2 protein-coding genes are annotated in these 1,355 nt (G+C 49.9%); both read left to right on the forward strand.

All coding sequences use genetic code 11. From position 1 onward, the window contains the following. The coding region (locus tag ACTHS3_RS13305) for a glucose-6-phosphate 1-dehydrogenase family protein (RefSeq protein ID WP_440368165.1) at positions 1-601 on the forward strand (601 nt) is incomplete at its 5' end. Between the two features lie 112 nt (positions 602-713). Beyond that, the coding region (gene dapE / locus ACTHS3_RS13310) for a succinyl-diaminopimelate desuccinylase (RefSeq protein ID WP_440368166.1) at positions 714-1,355 on the forward strand (642 nt) is incomplete at its 3' end.

Consider the following 1,355-nt stretch of genomic DNA (forward strand, 5'->3'; position numbering starts at 1 on the left):
CGATTTGTTCAATATCCCTTTTTTCCAGTTTTCCCAGCTTAAAAAATACCAGCCTGAAAGCATTCCGCAAATCAAGGTAGACTATAAAGAAAACTGGCAGGTATGGCAGCAGCTAATCCAGCAGGTTGCCGCCGAATTGGGTGCACCGTTCGCGCCGCCGCATATCGAACGCTGGTGTAACGGCTGGCAGGTACGCGCTCATTTTTTTGCCTATTTTAAATACGAACAATATAAAAATTCCGCAGCGATTTTATCGATTTTGCTCAACCGCCGCCGTTTGAGCGTCAGCTTGGATTGGCACTGCTATAAAGCCGATGTTTCACCTATTGCGCTGCCCGATTACAACCGATGGCTAGATAATTTTGATACTGAAAAATACGCTTCCTTCGATATGTGGCACGGCGCGGAAAGCGAATATGACGATTATCGTACCGTCGCCCAGCAAAGCGACGGCGATAGAAAGCTTCGAGACGACAAAGATTTCTTCTGTATCGGGAAGCACATCGAACGTGATGATTTAGGCAAGCAGGATGTCGCGAAATGGATAGTGGAAACAGTGGAAGACTTACTGCCACTTTATGAAGCTTGCCATGGAAAATAACTCAGAATACCGAAAGGCAGACTGCCCATTCAGTATCTTCAAATGAACTCAAGGCCGTCTGAAAATCATATTCAGAACGTTTCAGATGGCCTGTTTCTCAAAGTGAACAAATATGACCGAAACTAAATCCCTAGAACTTGCCAAAGAGCTGATTTCCCGCCCGTCCGTTACGCCGGATGATCAGAACTGCCAACAACTGCTGGCCGAACGCCTGCAAAAAATCGGTTTTGCCGTAGAAGAGCTTCATTTTGGAGACACCAAAAATGTTTGGTTGCGCCGCGGTACGCAGGCTCCGGTGTTCTGCTTTGCCGGGCATACCGACGTTGTGCCGACAGGCCCTGTTGAAAAATGGGATTCGCCCCCGTTTGAACCGACCGAGCGTGAAGGCCGTCTGTATGGCCGCGGCGCGGCGGACATGAAAACCAGCATTGCCTGTTTTGTTACCGCCTGCGAGCGATTCGTTGCCGAAAATCCCAATCATCAAGGCAGCATCGCGCTCCTGATTACTTCGGACGAAGAGGGTGATGCGCTGGACGGCACGACCAAAGTCGTCGATGTGTTGAAAGCGCGCGGCGAGTTGATTGATTACTGTATCGTCGGTGAACCGACTGCCGTGAATAAATTAGGCGATATGTTGAAAAACGGCCGCCGCGGCTCGCTGTCGGGCAATCTGACCGTCAAAGGCAAGCAAGGCCATATTGCCTATCCGCATTTGGCAATCAATCCCGTGCATACTTTTGCCCCGGCCTTGCTG

The organism is Neisseria sp. P0009.S007 (assembly GCF_051962515.1).